At 74.1% G+C, this 20259-nt stretch carries 19 protein-coding genes and 1 pseudogene; 14 read left to right on the top strand and 6 right to left on the bottom strand.

All coding sequences use genetic code 11. The features are described 5' to 3' along the window. Positions 1–68: 68 nt before the first annotated feature. Entirely contained in the window at positions 69–374 is a 306-nt protein-coding gene (locus ACFV1L_RS23970) for a hypothetical protein (RefSeq protein WP_380368997.1), read from the bottom strand. Between the two features lie 238 nt (positions 375–612). Here ACFV1L_RS23970 and rpsF point away from each other — a divergent pair, with 238 nt between their 5' ends. The 4 genes from rpsF (at position 613) to rplI (ending at position 2353) form a co-directional block, all read left to right on the top strand. Beyond that, positions 613–903 (top strand): 30S ribosomal protein S6, encoded by a 291-nt coding sequence (gene rpsF / locus ACFV1L_RS23965; RefSeq protein ID WP_380368995.1) that lies wholly within the window; start codon positions 613–615, stop codon positions 901–903. Between the two features lie 101 nt (positions 904–1004). Further along, positions 1005–1589 (top strand): single-stranded DNA-binding protein, encoded by a 585-nt coding sequence (locus ACFV1L_RS23960; protein WP_380368992.1) that lies wholly within the window; start codon positions 1005–1007, stop codon positions 1587–1589. 63 nt (positions 1590–1652) lie between these two features. Further along, a complete protein-coding gene (gene rpsR / locus ACFV1L_RS23955) occupies positions 1653–1889 on the top strand; it encodes a 30S ribosomal protein S18 (protein WP_030457605.1) in 237 nt (78 codons plus the stop codon). A 17-nt stretch (positions 1890–1906) separates the two neighbouring features. Then, entirely contained in the window at positions 1907–2353 is a 447-nt protein-coding gene (rplI, locus tag ACFV1L_RS23950) for a 50S ribosomal protein L9 (RefSeq protein ID WP_380368989.1), read from the top strand. Between the two features lie 78 nt (positions 2354–2431). Here rplI and ACFV1L_RS23945 read toward each other — a convergent pair whose 3' ends face one another. Next, positions 2432–3769, bottom strand: coding sequence for an MATE family efflux transporter (locus tag ACFV1L_RS23945; protein WP_380368986.1), 1338 nt, complete (start codon positions 3767–3769; stop codon positions 2432–2434). A 563-nt stretch (positions 3770–4332) separates the two neighbouring features. On the opposite strand from ACFV1L_RS23945, the gene dnaB reads away from it, so the two are divergent. Further along, complete coding sequence (gene dnaB, locus ACFV1L_RS23940) at positions 4333–5835, top strand: replicative DNA helicase (protein WP_380369038.1); 1503 nt, start codon at positions 4333–4335, stop codon at positions 5833–5835. Between the two features lie 17 nt (positions 5836–5852). On the opposite strand, the gene ACFV1L_RS23935 is transcribed toward dnaB, so the two are convergent. Continuing rightward, positions 5853–6416, bottom strand: a complete 564-nt coding sequence (locus ACFV1L_RS23935) for a dihydrofolate reductase family protein (RefSeq protein ID WP_380368983.1) — start codon at positions 6414–6416, stop codon at positions 5853–5855. 64 nt (positions 6417–6480) lie between these two features. Then, the gene (locus ACFV1L_RS23930) at positions 6481–7692 is read right to left on the bottom strand and encodes a GNAT family N-acetyltransferase (RefSeq protein WP_380368980.1); all 1212 of its coding nucleotides are present in this window, start codon (positions 7690–7692) and stop codon (positions 6481–6483) included. A gap of 102 nt (positions 7693–7794) precedes the next feature. Between ACFV1L_RS23930 and ACFV1L_RS23925 the strand changes: the two genes are divergently transcribed. Then, entirely contained in the window at positions 7795–8355 is a 561-nt protein-coding gene (locus ACFV1L_RS23925; protein WP_380368977.1) for an HD domain-containing protein, read from the top strand. Here ACFV1L_RS23925 and manA read toward each other — a convergent pair. Continuing rightward, positions 8352–9545, bottom strand: coding sequence for a mannose-6-phosphate isomerase, class I (gene manA, locus ACFV1L_RS23920; protein WP_380369037.1), 1194 nt, complete (start codon positions 9543–9545; stop codon positions 8352–8354). The genes ACFV1L_RS23925 and manA overlap by 4 nt on opposite strands. A 213-nt stretch (positions 9546–9758) precedes the next feature. On the opposite strand from manA, the gene ACFV1L_RS23915 reads away from it, so the two are divergent. From ACFV1L_RS23915 to ACFV1L_RS23905, 3 genes and pseudogenes are all read left to right on the top strand, one after another. Then, positions 9759–10691, top strand: a complete 933-nt coding sequence (locus tag ACFV1L_RS23915) for an MBL fold metallo-hydrolase (RefSeq protein ID WP_380368974.1) — start codon at positions 9759–9761, stop codon at positions 10689–10691. A gap of 57 nt (positions 10692–10748) precedes the next feature. Then, positions 10749–11708, top strand: a pseudogene (locus tag ACFV1L_RS23910) (NTP transferase domain-containing protein); the annotation flags it as partial. Positions 11709–11722: 14 nt separating this feature from the next. Further along, positions 11723–12940 (top strand): molybdopterin molybdotransferase MoeA, encoded by a 1218-nt coding sequence (locus ACFV1L_RS23905; RefSeq protein WP_380368971.1) that lies wholly within the window; start codon positions 11723–11725, stop codon positions 12938–12940. A 46-nt stretch (positions 12941–12986) separates the two neighbouring features. Here the strand turns inward: ACFV1L_RS23905 and ACFV1L_RS23900 are convergent, their stop codons facing one another. After that, positions 12987–14093 carry a potassium channel family protein gene (locus ACFV1L_RS23900; protein WP_380368969.1) on the bottom strand — a complete coding sequence of 369 codons (1107 nt, stop codon included), beginning with the start codon at positions 14091–14093 and terminating at the stop codon, positions 12987–12989. 151 nt (positions 14094–14244) lie between these two features. On the opposite strand from ACFV1L_RS23900, the gene ACFV1L_RS23895 reads away from it, so the two are divergent. The 5 genes from ACFV1L_RS23895 to ACFV1L_RS23875 all read left to right on the top strand — a co-directional run bounded on the left by ACFV1L_RS23895 (position 14245) and on the right by ACFV1L_RS23875 (position 20257). Then, positions 14245–15213, top strand: coding sequence for an NAD(P)H-quinone oxidoreductase (locus ACFV1L_RS23895; protein ID WP_380368966.1), 969 nt, complete (start codon positions 14245–14247; stop codon positions 15211–15213). 119 nt (positions 15214–15332) lie between these two features. Next, entirely contained in the window at positions 15333–16244 is a 912-nt protein-coding gene (locus ACFV1L_RS23890; RefSeq protein ID WP_380368964.1) for a hypothetical protein, read from the top strand. Between the two features lie 88 nt (positions 16245–16332). After that, entirely contained in the window at positions 16333–16956 is a 624-nt protein-coding gene (locus ACFV1L_RS23885) for a bacterial proteasome activator family protein (RefSeq protein ID WP_380368961.1), read from the top strand. Positions 16957–17069: 113 nt separating this feature from the next. Further along, the gene (locus ACFV1L_RS23880) at positions 17070–18482 is read left to right on the top strand and encodes a protein kinase (protein WP_380368958.1); all 1413 of its coding nucleotides are present in this window, start codon (positions 17070–17072) and stop codon (positions 18480–18482) included. Positions 18483–18592: 110 nt separating this feature from the next. Beyond that, a complete protein-coding gene (locus ACFV1L_RS23875) occupies positions 18593–20257 on the top strand; it encodes a protein kinase (protein WP_380368956.1) in 1665 nt (554 codons plus the stop codon). Positions 20258–20259 lie beyond the last annotated feature (2 nt).

Raw genomic sequence — 20259 nt, 5'->3', positions numbered from 1 at the left:
CACTGAGCTGGGAGGGCACCGGAGGTCGCACGGTTCCGGGCGGGTTCACCCGCCCCCGCGCACGGAGGTCACCACACGCCCCCGAAGAGTCCGCCGTGCGCCACTCCGAGGAACAGTCCGAACGCGGCGGCGCCGGTGCCGATCACCACCAGGAACCGCTCGGCGGTGGTCACCGAGACGAACAGGCCGATCATCCCGGTGATGATCCCGGCCAGTCCGGTCCAGGAGCTGAGCAGGTGCAGGTGGTAGAAGAACGAGGTGATGAAGGCGATCGCGCCGAGGACGCAGGTCACCCCGACGAGCGCGTTCTCCCGCGGATGCGGGTTGCCGTCGGTGTTGAGGGTGAACTGCGGCCGGTGGACGTTCTGCGCCATAGGACCCACCTCCCGTGGTGGAGGGAACGTTCGTTCTGTCCAGGTTGCGACCGATGTGACCGAAGTGACAACCCCGGAATCCCGGCGTTTTGTCCGTCGGTCGGCTCACCCGGTAGGCTGGCCCCTCTGCACTGGTGTAGGGGCGTGCCCGCATGCCCTGACCCGCCGGTGCCGACGCGCACAACCCTCCTGCCACGGAGAGACCGTGGCCGTTGAGTCCAAAGGAGGTGGGTTACACATGCGTCACTACGAGGTGATGGTGATCCTCGACCCGTCGGTCGAGGAGCGCGCTGTCTCCCCCCTGATCGAGAGCTTCCTCAACGTCGTCCGCACCGGCGGCGGCAAGGTTGAGAAGGTCGACACCTGGGGCCGTCGTCGCCTGGCGTACGAGATCAACAAGCAGTCCGAGGGCATCTACTCGGTCATCGACCTCAAGGCCACGCCCGAGGTCGTCAAGGAGCTCGACCGCCAGCTCGGCCTGAGCGAGTCGGTTCTGCGGACCAAGGTCCTGCGCCCGGACACCCACTGAGCCCGCTTCCGGCTCTGACGCCGGACGGCTCGCGTCCGGTGTTCCACGTGGAACACCGCTGACGAGCACCGCAGAACTTCTTTCCGAGAGGTCATCACCACATGGCAGGCGAGACCGTCATCACCCTCGTCGGCAACCTCGTCGACGACCCCGAGCTGCGCTTCACCCCGTCGGGTGCCGCGGTGGCCAAGTTCCGCATCGCGTCCACCCCGCGCACCTTCGACCGTCAGACGAACGAGTGGAAGGACGGCGAGAGCCTCTTCCTCACGTGCAACGTCTGGCGTCAGCCGGCGGAGAACGTGGCCGAGTCGCTGCAGCGCGGCATGCGCGTCATCGTGCAGGGCCGACTGCGCCAGCGGTCTTACGAGACCAAGGAAGGCGAGAAGCGGACGGTTTTCGAGGTCGAGGTCGATGAGGTCGGCCCGAGCCTGCGTTCGGCGACCGCCAAGGTCACCCGCGCCAACCGCTCCGGCGGTCCCAGCGGCGGCGGTGGCTTCGGCGGCCAGCAGGGCGGCGGTTACGGCGGCGGCCAGCAGGGCGGCGGCAACTGGGGTGGCAACTCCGGTGGCGGCCAGTCCGGCCCGTCCGACGACCCGTGGGCGTCCAGCGCCCCGTCCGGCGGCCAGCAGGGCGGCGGCTGGGGTGCCCCGTCCGGTGGCGGCTACTCGGAAGAACCTCCCTTCTAAGCGGTGCCGGCCGGGCCCTCGGGTCCGGCAACGCTGACAGATCTCGTACTAACGGAGCACACAATGGCGAAGCCGCCTGCTCGCAAGCCCAAGAAGAAGGTTTGCGTCTTCTGCAAGGACAAGGCCACTTACGTGGACTACAAGGACACGAACCTGCTGCGGAAGTTCATTTCCGACCGCGGCAAGATCCGTGCCCGCCGGGTCACCGGCAACTGCACCCAGCACCAGCGTGACGTCGCCACGGCCGTGAAGAACAGCCGTGAGATGGCCCTGCTGCCCTACACCTCCACCACGCGCTAAGAGAGGGTGACCGAAGAATGAAGATCATCCTCACTCACGAGGTCCCCGGCCTCGGCAGCGCCGGCGAGGTCGTCGAGGTCAAGGACGGCTACGCCCGCAACTTCCTGGTCCCGCGCGGCTTCGCCATCCGCTGGACCAAGGGCGGTCAGAAGGACGTCGACGCCATCCGTCGCGCCCGGAAGATCCACGCCATCCAGACCCTCGAGGCCGCCAACGAGGTCAAGGCGAAGCTCGAGGGCCTGCAGGTCAAGCTGGCCGTTCGCTCCGGCGACGCCGGCCGCCTGTTCGGCTCCGTGACCCAGGCCGACGTCGTGGAGGCCATCAAGGCCGCCAACGGCCCGGCCGTGGACAAGCGCGCCGTCGCGATCGCCTCGCCGATCAAGACCGTGGGCACCCACAAGGTCTCGGTCAAGCTGCACTCGGACGTCCAGGCCAACCTCGACGTCAACGTCGTCGCCGCCTGAGCGAAGCCGCAGAGCTGACGAAGGGGCCGGACTCCACTCGGAGTCCGGCCCCTTCGCCGTGCGGTCGCCGGCCGCCGGTCAGGCCCGGACGGCGCCGGTCACCATCCAGCGGCCGGTGCGCACCCGGCCCGCCAGGAACGCGGCCCGGGTCAGCATGAACAGGTTCATCGCCCACCACAGCCCGGCCAGACCCAGGCCCAGCGCGGGCACCGCGAGGGCGGCCGGGGCGAACACCAGCAGGGTGGCCAGCATCGCCCAGGCCAGGTAGCCGCCGTCGCCCGCGCCCATCAGCACGCCGTCCAGCACGAACACCAGGCCGCCGATCGGCTGGGTCAGCGCGGCCAGCAGCAGCACCGTGGACAGCTGGCCCCGGACCGACGGGTCGGTGGTGAACAGCGGGACGTACAGCGGTCGGGCCAGCACCATCAGCAGGCCGAGCAGCACGCCCGCGCCGATGCCCCACTCGATCATCCGGCGGGTCGCCGCCCGGGTGCCCGGGAGGTCGCCGGCGCCCAGGTAGCGGCCGATGATGGCCTGCCCGGCGATCGCCACGGCGTCCAGCGCGAAGGCCATGAACGACCAGATGGTCATGGTGATCTGATGGGCCGCCACTTCGGTGTCGCCCAGGTGCGCGGCGACCGCGGTGGCGATCAGCAGGGCGGCGCGCAGGCTCAGGGTGCGCACCACCAGTGGGCCGCCGGCCCGGGCGGAGGCCTTGATCCCGGCGAGGTCGGGCCGCAGGCCGGCCCCCTCCCGGCGGGCGCCGCGGACCACCACGGCCACGTACACGGCGGCCATCGCGTTCTGCGCGATCACGGTGCCCCAGGCGGAGCCGGCCACCCCGAGCCCGGCCCCGTACACCAGGCCCAGGTTGAGCAGCAGGTTGGCGCTGAACCCGCCGATCGCGACCAGCAGCGGGGTGCGGGTGTCCTGGAAGCCGCGGAGCACGCCGGTGGCGGCCAGCACCAGCAGCATCGCGGGTATGCCGAAGGCGCTGATCCGCAGGTAGGTGACCGCGTACGGGGCGGCGGTGGCGGAGGCACCGAGCAGTCGGGCGGCCTGCGGGGCGAGGGCCAGGGTGAGCGCGACCATGCCGGCGGACAGGACCAGGGCCAGCCAGATTCCGTCGACGCCCTGCTGGACGGCGGCCCGGCGGTCGCCGGCGCCGATCCGGCGGGCGACCGCGGCGGTGGTGGCGTAGGCGAGGAAGACGAACACGCCGGCGGCGGTGGTGAGCGCGGCGGAGGCGATCCCCAGGCCGGCCAGTTGGGCGGTGCCGAGGTGGCCGACGATCGCGGAGTCGGCCATCAGGAAGAGCGGTTCGGCGACCAGGGCGCCGAACGCCGGGACGGCCAGCGCGAGGATCTCGCGGTCGTGGCGGCGGCGTTCGGCGGCGGTGGCGGATCTGGCTGGCATGGGGTCCACCCTACTCATCCACAGGTAATGAGCGCCAGGCAGTTTCAGCACTTACCGCACCTGTGGACGGACGGCGGTTCGAACGGTCGATCGAACAGCTGCACGAGCTCGCGGGCGGCTGTGTGAAGAATTTCTCATGCACAGGCAGTGGAAGGGGTAATCGCAGGTCAGCGAGTTGACACCAAGGCGATCGTGTGGTTATCCACAGCGGTGTCCACAGGGTTGTGCACAGCTTTCCGGGGGTTCTCCACAGCCTTCGGACACTTATCCACATGGCCTGTGGATAACCGTCTTGGAGGAACCGCCCGGCCCCCCGTACCGTGGCTCCGGACCAGACCCCGGTGGCCGCGCGACACCGCCCCGCACACGGCCGGAACTGTCGGCTCGGTGGCGTAAGAAAGACAGTGCGCCACCATCGGACAGGTCCGCTCCAACTCGCACCAACCGCTGATCGGGGAACACGCGTGACCGGCCCCCAGTACGACGACCACGACGCCCCTCCGCCCCCGGAGGACGACTGGCAGCCGTCCGACGACGCCTTCCCGCTCGACGCCTTCCCCGACGTGCCCGGCGACCGCCTTCCCGTCACCCGCCGTTCGAACAGCGCTGCCAACGGTTCCGGCGGCCAGGGCGGCGGCGGCTTCCAGCGCCGCGACGGAGCCAAGGGCGACCGCTTCCCCGGCAAGGGCGAGCGGCGCGACCGCGACGGCGAGACCGGCTTCGGCGGTGGCGAGGGCTTCGAGCGCGTCCCCCCGCAGGACCTGGCGGCGGAGCAGTCCGTGCTCGGCGGCATGCTGCTGTCCAAGGACGCCATCGCCGACGTGGTCGAGGTGCTCAAGCCCGCCGACTACTACCGGCCCGCCCACGAGCTGATCCACGGCGCGATCCTCGACCTGTACGCCCGCGGCGAGCCGGCCGACCCGATCACCGTGGCCGGCGAGCTCACCAAGCGCGGCGAGCTGGTCCGGGTCGGTGGCGCCTCCTACCTGCACACGCTGGTCAACTCCGTCCCCACCGCGGCCAACGCCGAGTACTACGCGGAGATCGTCCACGAGCGCGCCGTGCTGCGCCGGCTGGTGGAGGCCGGCACCCGGATCGCCGGCATGGGCTACGCCGCCGAGGGCGACGTCGACGACATCGTCAACGCCGCCCAGGCGGAGATCTACGCGGTCACCGAGCAGCGCACCAACGAGGACTACGCGCCGCTGGCCGACATCATGGAGGGCGCCCTCGACGAGATCGAGGCGATCGGCTCCCGCTCCGGCCAGATGTCCGGCGTTCCCACCGGCTTCGCCGACTTCGACCAGCTGACCAACGGCCTGCACCCCGGCCAGATGATCGTCATCGCGGCCCGTCCCGCGATGGGCAAGTCGACGCTGGCGCTGGACTTCGCCCGGGCCTGCTCGATCCACAACAACCTGCCGAGCGTGATCTTCTCGCTCGAAATGGGCCGCAACGAGATCGCCATGCGCCTGCTGTCGGCCGAGGCCCGGGTGGCGCTGCACCACATGCGCTCCGGCAACATGACCGACGACGACTGGACGCGGGTGGCCCGGCGGATGCCCGAGGTGAGCGCCGCGCCGCTGTACATCGACGACTCGCCGAACCTGTCGATGATGGAGATCCGCGCCAAGTGCCGCCGCCTGAAGCAGCGCAACGACCTGCGGCTGGTGGTCATCGACTACCTGCAGCTGATGCAGTCCGGCGGCTCGCGGCGGGCCGAGAGCCGGCAGCAGGAGGTCTCGGACATGTCCCGGAACCTGAAGCTGCTGGCGAAGGAGCTGGAGATCCCGGTGATCGCGCTCTCCCAGCTGAACCGTGGCCCCGAGCAGCGCACCGACAAGAAGCCGATGGTCTCCGACCTGCGAGAGTCCGGCTCGATCGAGCAGGACGCCGACATGGTCATCCTGCTGCACCGCGAGGACGCCTACGAGAAGGAGTCCCCGCGCGCCGGCGAGGCGGACCTGATCGTCGCCAAGCACCGTAACGGCCCGACCGCCACCATCACCGTCGCGTTCCAGGGCCACTACTCGCGCTTCGTGGACATGACCCGCGACGTGACCTGACGCGCCGGGGAGTCGTCTCAGCGCCTCGTCCGGTACCTGGTGAGCAGCACGCCGCCGGGGAACGTCCGGGTCTCCACCAGGTCCAGGCGCACCCAGTCGTCCAGCGCGGTGAAGAACGGCGTGCCGCCGCCCACCAGGACCGGCGCGGTGAGCAGCAGGTACTCGTCGACCAGCCCGGCCCGGACGGCCGCGCCGGCGAGGGTCGCGCCGCCGATGGCCATCGGGCCACCGTCCTCGGCCTTGAGCCGGGCGATCTCGGCGACCGCGTCGCCGCCGACGAGGCGGGTGTTCCAGTCGACCTCGTCGATCGTCGAGGAGAACACCACCTTGGACATGTCCCGCCAGCGGCGCGCGTACTCGATCTCCGCCGGGGTCGCGCCGGGCTGCCGGTCGGCGGTCGGCCAGTGGGAGCTCATCGTCCGCCACAGCTTGCGCCCGTACAGCGAGACGTCGGTGGCCAGCAGTTGGTCGGACCAGAACTCGAACAGCTCGTCGCTCGGCGCGCTCCAGCCGATGTCGTCGCCGGGCGCGGCGATGTAGCCGTCCAGGGACAGATTCATGCCGTAGACCAGTTTTCGCATGGCGCCAGCCTTCCGTGGGCCGGCGCCGCGCGTGCGGACCGACGCGGCCGGAGGTGACCGCCCGTCAGAACCAGTGCAGGCAGTGCGGCTCGCGGTCGGAGCGGAACATGGCGTCGGCGCGGGCCGCCGCGTCCGGGCGGTGCGTGCGGATGTGGCCGGCCCGGACGAGGGTGCCGGGGGTGGTGCCGCCGAGGTAGACGGAGCCGAGGTCGCTGACGTCCAGCGACAGGTCGGGCTCGCGGTCGGTGGGGGTGCACTCGGCGCGGCCGTCGCGGACGGTCAGCAGGTGGCGGGTGCGCTCGCCGAGGAACGGGTCGTCGACGTCCAGGACGAGCTCGCCGTCCGCGGACCAGGTGCGGGCGGTGAGGGCACGCGAGATGTCGAGCAGCCGCACCCAGAGCCAGTCGGTCTCGTTGGTGATCGAGCCGGCGTTGAAGTCCGCCAGCTGCCAGCGCAGCGGGTTCCCGGGCGGGAAGTGCCGGAAGGCGATCTCGGTGACCAGGTCGTGGCCGAGCAGGTAGCGGGCCAGCGCGGTGTACGCGGCGTCGTGGAGGCTGATGATCTCGTCGACCAGCATGGCGAGGGAGTCGTCGAGGGAGTAGCTGGCGTACCCGGTCGGGGTGCCGTCGGCGTCCCGGTGGAGGGCGATGTAGCGCTGGGCGGGCGCGGTCGGGGGGTGCCCGGCCTGCCGGCTCCACCAGAGCGGCGGGCGGGAGATCGCGCCGGGCTGGCTGCGGCGGTAGCGGTCGTAGAGCTGTTCCACCAGGTCACGGCAGTCGCCGAGCCGGAGCAGTTCGACCGTGCCGGTGGGTTCCTGGCCGGCCCGCGGCGGGGTGAGCGCGGCGCGGTGCCGGGGGACGGTGAGGCGCCGGGTGTAGGTGGCCGGGCCGTAGCCGAACCGCCGGTAGATGACCGCCTCGGAGGCCAGCAGCACCGCCATGGTCTCGCCGCGCTCGCGCAGGTCGGCGAGTTGACGCCGCATCATCGCGGTGAGCACGCCCCGCCGCCGGTGCGAGGGCAGCACGCCGACGCAGCTGACGCCGGGCACGGGGACGGTCGCCCCGCCGGGCAGGGTGAGTTCGAAGGAGTACGCGCACGCGGTGCCGATCGGCCGCCCCTCGTCGGTGACGGCGAGCAGCCCGCGCTCGGGCTCCAGCGCCGACCACCAGACGCCGCTGCCGTCCTCGTTCGGCGGCGTGGGGTGCTTCCCGAACGCGGCGAACACGGTGTCGACGAAGACGTCGAGGTCCTTCTCGGTGGTGGAACGTATCTCCATGGCTGTGCTGTCTCCCCGCAGTCGCCGACCGTTTGCCGCCCCAGTGCAGACGGCGGCCCGCCCCGGGGTCAAGCGATTTTGCGGCTGCTGGCCTCGGCCGCCGTGACCGATCAGGATGCTCTGCGGCTCTGCCCGCTGCCGGACGAAGTGACGCTGCTGCTGCGTGAGTTGGCGGCGCCGCCGCGCCTGGTGGCGCACCTGCGACTGGTGCACGACACGGCGGCGCGGTTGACGGACGGGGTGGCGGCGTACTGCCCGGCCCTGGAGTTCGACCGGGCGGCGGTGCTGTTCGGCGCGGCCACCCACGACATCGGGAAGACCGTGCACCGCGCGGAGCTGTCCGGCCCCGGGTCGGCGCACGAGCCGGCCGGCCGGGAGCTGCTGCTGGCGGCGGGCGTGGCACCGCGCCTGGCCCGCTTCGCGGCCGGTCACGGCAGCTGGGGACCGGGCACCGGCGTGGAGGACCTGCTGGTGTCGCTGGCCGACAAGGTGTGGAAGAACAAGCGCGTCCCGGACCTGGAGGACCTGCTGGTCGACGCCCTGGTCCGGGCCGGCGCCGGTGAGCGCTGGGAGGTGTTCCTCGCCCTCGACGAGCTGCTCACCGCGATCGGCGACGGGGCGGAGGAGCGCCTGGCCCACCAGGCGCTCTTCCCGGTCGCCTAGGCGAGGGTGACGGTGCTGCGGAAGACGGTCGCCCCCGGGCCGGTCAGCGCCGTCCCGGCGCCGTTCGCCGGAAGGAACGCCGACTCGCCCCGGCGGAGCGTCAGCGTCCGTCCCCCGGAGGACAGTTCGACGGTCCCGTCGGTGCACAGCAGGATCTGCGGGGCGTCGCCGGGCAGCACCACGGGCTGCTCGGCGAGGTCGTAGCGGGAGAGCCGGAACTCGTCGATCGGCACGGGGTAGAGCCGCTCGCCGTCCGCGCCGGCCTCGGGGCGCAGGATCTCGGGGCTGCCGCCGTGGAAGCCCACCACCTTCAGCAGCTCCGGGACGTCCACGTGCTTCGGGGTGAACCCGCAGCGCAGCACGTTGTCGGAGTTGGCCATGATCTCCACGCCGGTGCCGCGCAGGTAGGCGTGCGGCAGGCCCGCACCGAGGTAGAGCGCCTCGCCGGGCTGCAGGCGGACGTAGTTGAGCAGCAGGGCGGCGACCAGGCCGGGGTCGCCGGGGTACTCGGCGGCGGCGAAGGCGTACCCGGCCAGCGCGCCGGTCGGGTCGGACGGGGCGGCGGCGGTGACGGCGCGGGCCACCGCGTCCACCGTGGCGCGGCCCTGCTCCCCGGTCAGGCTCAGGGCTTCGGCGAGCGCGCCGGACAGCGCCTCGGCCTCCGGCTTGGTGCGCAGCAGGTCGATCAGCGGCTGCAGTCCGGGCACCTCCAGGGAGGCCATCAGGTCGGCCGCGTCGGCGGGCGTCCGGAAGCCGCACAGGCCCTCGAACTCGCTGAGCGCGCAGATCAGTTCGGGCTTGTGGTTGTCGTCCTTGTAGTTGCGGTGCGGCGCGTCGACCGGGATGCCGCGCCGCTCCTCGTCGGCGAAGCCGGCGCGGGCCTCGGCGCGGGTGGGGTGGGCCTGGATGGACAGCGGGACGGCGGCGGCCAGCACCTTGACCAGGAACGGCAGCGTCGGCCCGAACTGCTCGACGGCGGCGGCGCCCAGCTCGGCCGCGGGGTCGGCGGCGATCACCCGGTCGAGCGGGACGGGGCCGTCGCCGCGGTCGACCAGCGACGGCGCGCCGGGGTGGGCGCCCATCCACAGCTCGGCCTGCGGCTCGCCGGTGGCGGGCCGGCCGAGCAGCTCGGGGATCGCGGTGGCCGAACCCCAGGCATAGTCGCGGACGGTGTTGTCGAGCCGGTCCATCAAGTACTCCAAGAGGCGTGCGGGCATGCGTGCGCTGCGGTGGCCGGTGCGCGAGGACCACCGACAATAGCCGACGCACACGGCGGTCCGGTGGTGCCCGGTGATCACTCTCCTGGGCGTGCCTACCCGGCATCGGCGGGGTGTTCCGGCGAGGCTGGAGGGTGACCGCGGGCCGATCGGGCCCGCCACCCGACACCGAGCAGGGGAGCAGCCGTGACCGCGTCACCGCCCGCCGAGAGCGCCGAGGGCCGTGGGGCGGGTGCCGCACCGCCGTTCCGCCCGCTGGAGGTCGAGGTCTTCACCGGCCCGGAGAGCGCGTTCTTCGCCACCTCCGGCCTGATCATGGGCGAGCGGACGGCGATCCTGGTGGACGCCCAGCTGACCCGCAGCGCCGGCCGGGAGCTCGCCGAGTGGATCGCCGGCAAGGGCCGGCAGCTGCTGGCCATCGTGATCACCCACCAGCACCCGGACCACTACTTCGGCGCCGAGGAGGTGCTGCGGCTGTTCCCGGACGCGCGCCTGCTGGCCGCGCCGTCGGTGGTGGACGGCATCGCGCGGACGGCGGCGGCGAAGGTGACGCAGTGGAAACCGGTGTACGGCGACGATATCCCGGACCAGCCGCTGCTGCCCGCCCCGCTGCTGCCGCAGCCGCTGATGATCGACAACCAGCTGATCCGGGTGCTGCCGCTCGGCCAGGCCGACTGCGCCGGCTCCACCGCGATCCACCTGCCGAGCATCCGCACCGTGATCGCGGGCGACTTCGTCTACAACGGCACCCACGTGTGGACGGCCGACACCGACCCGGCCGCCCGCCGGGAGTGGTCGCACAACCTGAGCCGGATCGCCGACCTCGGCGTGGACCGGGTGATCGCCGGCCACCGCGCCCCCGGCACGGACGACGCCGCGCACCGGGTGCTCGGCTTCACCGCCGAGTACCTGCGCGACTTCGACGAGGCGCTCGCCGACCACCCGCACGACGCGGAAGCGCTGGCCACCGCGGTGAACGAGCGCTACGGCGGCCTGACCCTGCCGGCCATCCTGGAACTCGGCGCCGCCGCGAACGTCGCCCGCCAGGAGGTCCCCCACCAGGAGGACAACGGCATCATCGACGCGGAGATCGTCGACGAGCGGGACGACGAGCGGTGAGCCGCCGTCCGCCGCGGGGGGCGGAGCGCGCCCGCGAGCGGTGATACTGCGCGGATGACGCACTTCGACGCGGTGGTGGCCGCCGGCGGCGCGGGCCGGCGGCTCGGCGGGGCCGACAAGCCCGCCCTGGCGGTCGGCGGGAGGTCCCTGCTGGACCGGGTGCTGACGGCCTGCACGGACGCCCGCCGGATCCTGGTGGTCGGCCCGCGACGACCCACCGGGCACCCCGGCGTCCACTGGCTGCGCGAGGACCCGCCCGGCGGCGGCCCGCTGGCGGCGGTGGCCGCCGCGCTGCCCGAGGTGTCGGCGCCGCTGGTGCTGCTGCTGGCCGCCGACCTGCCGTTCCTGGACGCCGCGACGGTGGCCCGGCTGCTGGCACAGGTCGGCGACGCGGACGGGGCCCTGCTGGTGGACGCCGACGGCCGCGACCAGCCACTGGCCGCCGCCTACCGCACCGCCGCGCTGCGCACCGCGCTCGCCGCCCTCCCCGCCCCGGCCGGCCGTCCCCTGCGGGCCCTCACCGCGGGCCTCCGGTTGGTCCGGGTGCCGGACCCGGCGGGCGCGTCCTTCGACTGCGACACCCCGGAGGAGCTGGCGGCGGCCCGGCAGCGGGCGGCGGGGGAGCACTGAGGGCGCGCGGCGGGCCGGCCTGCACCTCACCGGGGGTGGCGGGGCGCGGTGAGGGAATCGATGCGCGGCGCTCACCGCGGAAGCGGTCCGGGGCGGCCGGGATCGGGCAGCATGGGCGTCATGGAGCGCACATTGGACGAGTGGATGGCCGCGGCCGGCGCCGAACTGGGGCTGGACCTGGCGGTGGACGTCCGGGGGCTGCTGGACATGACCCGGGTGGTGGCCCACGGGGTGGAGCGCCCGGCGGCGCCCCTGACGGCCTTCCTGGTCGGGTACGCGGCGGCCGCGAACGGGGGCGGGGCGGCGGCGGTGGCCGAGGCGGCCGCGAAGGCGACCGCGCTGGCGGAGCGCTGGGCCGCCGAGGCGGACGGCGCGGCCGGGCAGTGAGCGGCGGGGCGGGCATGGGAACGGCGGACCGCTCCGGCGAGGTGCGGTTGACCTCCGGCGCGGCCACGCTGCGCGGCTGTCCGTGGCCGTTGGCCCGGCGGACCGCGCGGGCGGCGGCCGGACCGCTGCCGGTGGAGCGGGTGCCGCTGGCGGCCGCCGCGGGCCGGACCCTCGCGGAGCCGCTGGTCGCGCTCACCGACCTGCCCGCCTTCGACACCTCGGCGATGGACGGCTGGGCGGTGGCCGGTCCGGGGCCGTGGCGGCTGTCCGGCCGGGTGCTGGCGGGCCAGCAGGGCGCGCCGCTGGCGGACGGCGCGGCGGTGGAGATCGCCACCGGGGCCCAACTGCCGCCGGGGGCCACCGGGGTGCTCCGCCGCGAGCACGGCCGGGTGACCGGACGGCCGGACGGCGCGGCCCAGTTGCACGGCGAGGCCGGCCCCGGGCAGGACGTCAGGCCGCGCGGCCAGGAGTGCGGGCGGGGCGAGGAGTTGCTGCCCGCCGGCCTGCCGGTGACGCCTGCGGTGCTCGGTCTGGCGGCCGCGGCAGGGCACGACCTCTTGGCGGTGCACCGCCGGCCGACCGTCGAACTGCTGCTGCTGGGCGACGAGTTGCTGACCTCGGGGCTGCCCGGGCCGGGACTGGTGCGGGACGCGCTGGGCCCGCTGCTGCCGCCGTGGCTGGCCGCCGCCGGGGCTGAACCGATCGGCAGCCGCCACGTCCGGGACGACTTCGGGCTGCTGCGGGACGCGATCCGGCGGTCCCCCGCGGACCTGGTGCTCACCACCGGTGGCACCGCCGCCGGGCCGGTGGACCACCTGCACGCCGCCCTGGAGGCCACCGGCGGTCACCCGGCGGTGGACGGGGTGGCGGTGCGGCCCGGGCACCCGATGCTGCTGGCCGCGTTGCCGGGCGGCCGGCACCTGGTGGGCCTGCCGGGCAATCCGCTGGCGGCCGTCGCGGGCGTCGTCACGCTCGCCCTGCCGCTGCTGCACGCACTGTCCGGGCGGGCCGCCGCCGTCGCCGGGGCGGCCGAGGTGCTGGCCGCCGCCCTGCCGGGGCATCCGGTGGACACCCGGCTCCACCCGGTGCGGCGGACCGCCGCCGGGCTCGCCCCGCTGCCGCACGACGGCCCGGCGATGCTGCGCGGCCTGGCCCGCGCGGAGGCGCTGGCCGTGGTGCCGCCCGGCGGTCTGGCGGCGGGGGAGCACGCCGAGGTGCTGCCGCTGCCCTGACCGCCGGGCGGATGTTCCACGTGGAACAGCGCGCCGGGGCCGTCCGTCAGTGGGCGACCGGTGTGGCCGGCTTGATGACGATCAGCCGGTCGGTGAGCTGCAGCACCGCCGCCTCCGGCTCGGTGTAGTTGAGCACCCGGCGGCCCCGCACCACGGCCACCACCAGGTCGGGCAGCTCGCGCGGGTTCAGTCCGGCCTCGGCCTTGGTGACGGGGCGTTCGGTGACGTCCAGGCCGTTGCCGTAGGTGAGCAGGTCCTCCATCACGGCGCCCGCGTTGGGGCTGAGCATCGACATGCCGAGCAGCCGGCCGGCCGAGCTGGAGGAGGTGACGACCACGTCGGCGCCGCTCTGGCGCAGCAGCGGGGCGTTCTCGTCCTCGCGGACGGCGGCGACCACGGTGGCGCCGCGGTTGAGCTGGCGGGCCGTCAGGGTGATCAGGGCGGCGGTGTCGTCGCGTTCGGGGGCGACCACCACCTGGGCGGCGCGCGGCAGTTCGGCGCGCATCAGGGTCGCGGTGCGGGTGGCGTCGCCGAGCACGCCGACCAGGCCGTCGTGGGTGGCCTGGTCGATGGCCCGCGTCTGCGGGTCGACGACCACGATGGAGTCCTTCGGGACGCCCTGGCCGAGCAGCGTGTCGACGGCGCTGCGGCCCTTGGTGCCGTAGCCGATGACGACGGTGTGGTCCCGCACGGTGTGCCTCCAGCGTTCGATCCGCCACTGCAGGCGGGTGCGTTCGGTGAGCACTTCGAGAGTCGTGCCGACCAGGATGATCAGGAAGACCACGCGCAGCGGCGTGATCACGAAGATGTTCACCAGCCGGGCGCTGTCGCTCACCGGCGTGATGTCGCCGTACCCGGTGGTGGAGAGGGTGACGGTGGCGTAGTACGCCGAGTCGAGGAAGCTGACCGAGGAATCCGCGTTGTCGTGGTAGCCCGCACTGTCCGCGTACACGAGCAGCGTGGTCGCCACCAGCACGCCGAGGGCGAGCAGCAGCCGGCGGGCGACCTGACGCATCGGCGGGCGGGTCCGCCGGGCGGGCAGCGCGATCCGGCGGGCGGGGTCGGAGTCTTCGGTGCCGGAGTCCCGGAAGCGACTGAGCGTCAGACGGGACGGCCGGGCACCCGTGTCGTCGGGCGGGTTCGAGTTCGGCACAGGCACAAGGATGGGGGGTCGACCCGCTGCCGTCCGACCCCGGGGCCGGAGTGTCGCCACCCTGTCCAGCGGGGGCAGCAGGCTTTGACGGACTGCCCGTTGACGGCGGGGGGAGCGGGTGTCCGGTGGCCGGGGGCGTAGCGTGGCGGCCATGCGAGCCATCACGATTCCCGAGCCCGGCGGCCCCGAGCGGCTGGTCTGGGCCGAGGTTCCCGATCCCGTCCCGGCGGCCGGCGAAGTGCTGGTCGAGGTCGCCGCCACCGCGGTCAACCGCGCCGATCTGCTGCAGCGTCAGGGCTTCTACGATCCGCCGCCCGGCAGTTCGCCCTACCCCGGCCTGGAGTGCGCGGGCCGGATCGCCGCGCTCGGCCCGGGCGTGGCGGGCTGGGCGGTCGGCGACGAGGTGTGCGCGCTGCTCGCGGGCGGCGGCTACGCCCAGCGGGTCGCCGTTCCGGCGGGGCAGCTGCTGCCGGTGCCGAAGGGGCTGACGCCGGTCCAGGCGGCCGCGCTGCCCGAGGTGGCGTGCACGGTGTGGTCGAACGTCTTCCAGGTCGCGCACCTGCGCCCCGGGGAGACGGTGCTGCTGCACGGCGGGGCGAGCGGCATCGGGACCATGGCGATCCAGCTGGCGAAGGCGGTCGGCGCCCGGGTCGTGGTGACCGCGGGCAGCCCGGAGAAGCTCGCCCGGTGCGCCGAGCTCGGAGCGGACGTGCTGATCGACTACCGGCAGCAGGACTTCGTCGCCGAGGTGTCCGCGCTCGGCGGGGCGGACGTGATCCTCGACATCGTCGGCGCCAAGTACCTGCAGCGGAACGTGGACGCCCTCGCGGTCAACGGCCGACTGGTGGTGATCGGCATGCAGGGCGGCACCAAGGCGGAGCTGAACCTGGCCACGCTGCTCGCCAAGCGCGCCGCCGTGGTCGCCACCAACCTTCGCGGGCGGCCGCTCGCGGAGAAGGCCGCGATCGTCGCCGCGGTGCGCGAGCACGTGTGGCCGCTGGTCGAGGCCGGGGTGGTCCGGCCGGTGGTCGACCGGGTGCTGCCGCTGGCGGACGCCGCCGAGGCGCACCGGGTGGTCGAGGCCGGCGCCCAGGTCGGGAAGGTCGTCCTGGAGGTCTGAGGCGGAGGGCACCGGGCGGCGGAAATGCCCGGAGTGTCCGTATATGTGAGGCTGGTCGCAAGCTGTTCCGCCTCCGTCCGCACCCCGGTGCGGACGGCCGTCGGGAGGACCTGCTTTCCATGGACGCTCGCCGCCGCCCCGTGCCCCCGGCCTCGCGCCGTACCGCCTCCGCCCGCCCGTCCGCGCTGCTCCGCCGGGCCGCGCTGGCCGGCGTGGCCCTGCCGCTGCTGCTGACCGCCCCCGTCTTCGCCGTCGATCCGGCGTCCTGGGCCCGCCAGCAGGCCCAGGCACAGCTGGAAGCCGCCCGGCAGCAGGCGCAGGAGGAACTCGACGCGGCGCGCGAGCAGGCCGCGGAACTGCTCACCGGCGCCGAGGCGGCGCTGCCGACCGACGGTGCGATATCCGCGACCGCCCGGGCCACCCCGACCGCCCCCGTGACCGTTCCGACCGTCCCCGTGGCCGTCCCGGTGCCCGCACCGCCGAGCGCGGCCGGGGCGTCCGCCGCTCCGAGCGCCTCCCCGGTCGGCCGGCCCTCGCCGTCCGGCACGCCCTCGCCCGCCCCTTCGCCGTCCGCCTCGCCCGCCGCGTCGTCCGCGCCCTCCGCGGGCGCCGTCGCCAGCGCGGGGCCGTCGCCGTCCGCCGAGGCGTCGGCGTCCCCGAGCGGCGGTCCGTCGTCGAGTCCGGCACCGGTCCGGCCCGCGCACCCGCACCACCAGCAGCCGGTGGCGCCGCCCGTCCCCGCCCCGGCCCCGGCCACGCCGGCGGAGGGCACGGGTGGCCGCCACGGCGGGCAGCAGACGGTGCCGGAGCCGGCGGTGCCGGAGGCCGGGAGCGACCAGGACGCGGCCGAGCCCGCGCCGGGCCCGGACGGATCGGCCGTGGCGGCGGGCGCGCCGGCGGCCGGCCCGGTGCTGCCGGCGGGGCCGCTGCACCTGGACGACCCGGCCGCGCTGCAGCTGCCGCTGGGCGTCGGACTGGGCATGATCGGACTGGGCCTCGGCCTGGTCGGAATGAAGCTCCGCCGGCGGTGAGACGGCAGGATGCGGGTAGCCGCGCGGCGGGACGATCCGGACACCAGGTTCGTTGACCTCCGCGGTGGACGAAGCATATGAAGGAGCTATGACCAACCCGATGAACGAGCGGTCGCAGCAGGAGCCTTTCCACGCGTCACAGGCGTCGAGCGGGAAGCCCGAGGACAGCCCGAAGGTGCTGATCGTCGGCCCGGACGGGATGGCGGTGGGCACCGCCCCGGCCGGCGGGATCGGCCGCGGCGGGGACGAGGGCGACGAGCCGCGCGAGCTGCCGGTGACCGAGATGGTCGAGCAGCCGGCCAAGGTGATGCGGATCGGCAGCATGATCAAGCAGCTGCTGGAGGAAGTGCGGGCGGCGCCTCTGGACGAGGCCAGCCGGGCCCGGTTGAAGGAGATCCACGCCAGCTCGATCAAGGAGTTGGAGCTGGGCCTGGCGCCCGAGCTGGTCGAGGAGCTGGAGCGGCTGTCGCTGCCGTTCGCCGAGGACGTCATCCCGACCGAGGCCGAACTGCGGATCGCGCAGGCGCAGTTGGTGGGCTGGCTGGAGGGCCTGTTCCACGGCATCCAGACCGCGCTGTTCGCGCAGCAGATGGCGGCACGGGCGCAGTTGGAGCAGATGCGGCGGGCGCTGCCGCCGGGCCTGCACGGCCTGGAGGGCGACGCGGAGGAGCCGGCCCCGGGCCGCGGCCTGCGCTCCGGTCCGTACCTGTAGTCCGGCCCGGGCGCTCCCCGGACGGTGCCGCGGGGGCCGCGCTGCGGCGCGGCCCCGAACCGCTACCCTGACCCCTGTCCGGAAGTACCGCGCGCCGAGGGGGAGCTGGGACCATGACTGAGGGCACCACCGAGGGCCACTCGCTGGGCCACGGCCGGTACGTGCTGCAGCGGTTGCTGGGGCAGGGCGGCATGGCGTCCGTCCACCTGGCCTACGACACGGTGCTGGACCGTCAGGTCGCGGTGAAGACGCTGCACACCGAGCTGGGCCGGGAGGCCTCGTTCAAGGAGCGGTTCCGGCGCGAGGCGCAGGCGGTGGCCCGGCTCCAGCACACCAACATCGTCTCGGTGTTCGACTCCGGCGAGGACGTCGGGCCGGACGGGACGGCGACGCCGTACATCGTCATGGAGTTCGTCGAGGGCCGTTCGCTGAAGGACGTGCTGGACGAGCAGGTGACCACCCGCGGCGCGATGCCGACCGAGCAGGCGCTGAAGATCACCGCCGCGGTGCTGTCGGCGCTGGAGGCCTCGCACGACCAGGGGCTGGTGCACCGCGACATCAAGCCGGCCAACGTGATGGTGTCCACCAAGGGCGTCGTCAAGGTGATGGACTTCGGCATCGCGCGGGCCCTGCAGTCCGGGGTGACCTCGATGACGCAGACCGGCATGGTGGTCGGCACCCCGCAGTACCTGTCGCCGGAGCAGGCGCTCGGCAAGAGCGTCGACGCCCGGTCCGACCTGTACTCGGTGGGCTGCATGCTCTTCGAACTGCTCAGCGGACAGCTGCCGTTCGACGGCGACTCGGCGTTCTCGATCGCGTACAAGCACGTGCAGGAGACCCCGCCGGCGCCGTCCACGCTGAACCCGGCGGTCACCCCCGCGGTGGACGCGCTGGTGGCGCAGGCGCTGCGCAAGGATCCGGCGCACCGGTTCCCGACCGCGGAGGCGATGCGCGAGGAGGTCGAGCGGGTCGCGGCGGGGGAGCAGGGCAACACGCCGCTGCAGGCGTCCACCCCGCTGGTGATCGGCGAGGGGCCGCGCTCGGTGCACGCCGCGCCGTCGCTGACCAACTTCCCGCCGGTGAGCGGCACCCTGGGCACTCCGCCGCCGCAGGTGCAGCAGCAGCCGTACCCGCCGGCCCCGGGGCCGCAGACCCCGCCGCCGTACGCGCAGACGCCGCCGCCGTTCCCGCAGGCGCCGCAGACCCCGCAGCCGTTCCCGCAGCCGCAGTTCCAGCAGCAGGGCTTCCCGCAGAGCACGCCGCCGCCGTTCCCGCAGCAGCCGCACCCGCCGATGCCGGGGCCGCCGACGATGGCGTACTCGCCGCCGCCGGCCAGCAGCGGGAACGGCTGCTCCACCGCGCTGATCGTGTTCGGCGTGATCGCCGGTGTGATCATTCTTGCGATCATCATCGTGGCGATCGCGGCGGTCGGCTCGACCACGGACTCGTCCTCGTCCTACGGTGCCCCGGTGCTGCAGTCCGTACTCGAACTCGGCCACGGGGCAGGCTCGCAGAGCTCGCTGTGAGCCCCACGCGCGCCGTCCCGTGCCACGTCCGAGGGCGCGAGACGGTAGCGTTCTGACGACGGAACCGACAGGGCGAACGCGCGCCGAGCGAATGCCCGGGGCGAGGAGCGATGGGTCAGAGCGAACGACCGGACGACGGCGGGGCGGACCAGCGGGACGTACCCGCGCAGCACGGCCGGAACGAGGACGACGGCCGGGCCCCCGAGGTCACCGGACCCACCGAGGTGCTCCCGGTCGGGGCGGCAACTCCCGGGCGGGGCAGCGCGCTTCCCTTCCCCACCATCGGCGACGGCCGGTACCGGCTGACCGGCCGGCTGGGCCGCGGCGGCATGGCCGAGGTGTTCGCCGCCCAGGACATCCGGCTGGGCCGCACCGTGGCGGTCAAGCTGCTGCGCTCCGAACTCGCGGAGGACGACACCGCCCGGCTGCGCTTCACCCGCGAGGCGCACTCGGTCGCGGCGCTCAACCACCACTCGATCGTCGCGGTCTACGACACCGGCGAGGAGCAGCACGGCGCGGAGTCCACCCCGTACATCGTCATGGAGCTGGTCGAGGGCCGGACGGTGCGCGAGCTGCTGGTGGACGAGGAGGCGCCGCCGGTCGACCAGGCGCTGATCATCACCGCCGGGGTGCTGGAGGCGCTGGCCTACAGCCACCAGCACGGCATCGTGCACCGGGACATCAAGCCCGCCAACGTCATCATCACCAACGGCGGCGCGGTCAAGGTGATGGACTTCGGCATCGCCCGGGCGCTGACCGGCGCGGCCACCACCATGACGCAGACCGGCATGGTGATGGGCACCCCGCAGTACCTGTCCCCGGAGCAGGCCCTCGGCAAGTCCGTCGACCACCGCTCCGACCTGTACGCGGCCGGCTGCATGCTGTACGAACTGCTCACCCTGCGGCCGCCGTTCGTCGGCGAGACCCCGCTCGCCGTGGTGTACCAGCACGTGCAGGACGCGCCGCTGCCGCCGTCCCGGGTGAACGACCGGGTGCCGCCGCAGCTGGACGCGCTGGTGCTGCGGGCGCTGGAGAAGAACCCGGACGACCGGTTCCAGAGCGCCGACGAGTTCCGCGCCCACGTGCAGCACGCGCTGCGGCAGATGCACGGCGCGGGTTACCCGGCCGCGGTCGCGGGCCCGGTTCCCGGTGCGGCCGGCGGCTGGGAGGGCGGCCCGGCGAGCGGCTCCACCGCGCTGACCGAGCCGCTGGGCGCGGTCGACGACGGCACCGGCCGGACCGAGGCCCTGCCGTACCCGATGGCCGCGGGCCACCAGACGCCGGCCCGCCCCTACCCGGCCGTCGGCGGGGACGGCGAGGACCCGGAGGAGCGGCCGCGCCGCAACCCCTGGGGCTGGGTGCTGGGCGCGGTCGCGCTGGTGCTGGCCGCCACGGTCGGCGTGGCGCTGGCGCTGACGGCCAACCGGGACCACGAGGCCAAGGACCCGCAGCCGAAGGCGCCGGTCCACAGCACCGGCAGCCCGGCCGCCGACCCGCCGGAGGAGCGGCCCACCAGCGCCGCGCCGTCGCGCAGCCAGAGCCCCAACCACCAGCAGGACACCCCGAACTGGACGCCGTCGCCCAGTGCGTCCGCCTCGGCCAGCCCGTCGGCGTCCGCCTCGCCCAGCGCCTCGCGCTCGGCGAAGCCGTCCGCCCCGGCGAGCCCGACCGGCGAGAAGAGCCCGACGAAGCCCACGCCGTCGGACAACGCCAGCGGCGGGCCGACCAAGCCGACGCCCAGCGGCGACGCGGTGGTGCCGCCGGTCGGCCACTGACC

This window comes from Kitasatospora sp. NPDC059646, assembly GCF_042734615.1.
Lineage (GTDB): Bacteria > Actinomycetota > Actinomycetes > Streptomycetales > Streptomycetaceae > Kitasatospora.
The sequence above is the reverse complement of the archived record's forward strand: the minus strand, read 5'-3'. Positions and strand labels throughout refer to the sequence as shown.